This window comes from Pseudomonas sp. HY13-MNA-CIBAN-0226 (assembly GCF_040310305.1).
In the GTDB taxonomy this organism is placed as follows: domain Bacteria; phylum Pseudomonadota; class Gammaproteobacteria; order Pseudomonadales; family Pseudomonadaceae; genus Aquipseudomonas; species Aquipseudomonas gregormendelii.
In genome coordinates, this window is the sequence record NZ_JBEOPS010000689.1 from 1 (window position 1) to 232 (window position 232).

The 232-nt window shown below is 68.1% G+C and carries 1 protein-coding gene; it reads right to left on the bottom strand.

Annotation, left to right across the window (positions count from 1 at the left end):
* On the bottom strand, positions 1-232 hold a 232-nt coding region (locus AAEZ05_RS30450), incomplete at both ends, for a carbohydrate porin (RefSeq protein WP_350650423.1).

A 232-nucleotide genomic window follows, 5' to 3' on the forward strand; every position in this document is an offset into this window, starting at 1 on the left:
GGGTAGGCCGTGCCGGCATTGAACGCTGCCAGCTCCTGCACATCGCGGCTGCGCGGGTTCGGTACCGCACGGCCATAGCCCAGGGCGACGGTATCGCGCGGGCGACCTTCGAACGGCTTGTACAGCACCACGCCCGCGCCATACCACTTGGTGAACGGCGAAGCCGCTTGGCTGGCGGCAGAGTACTGGCCGAAGGCATGCAGGCTGCGGCCTTGGGATGATGGGGAAGCCC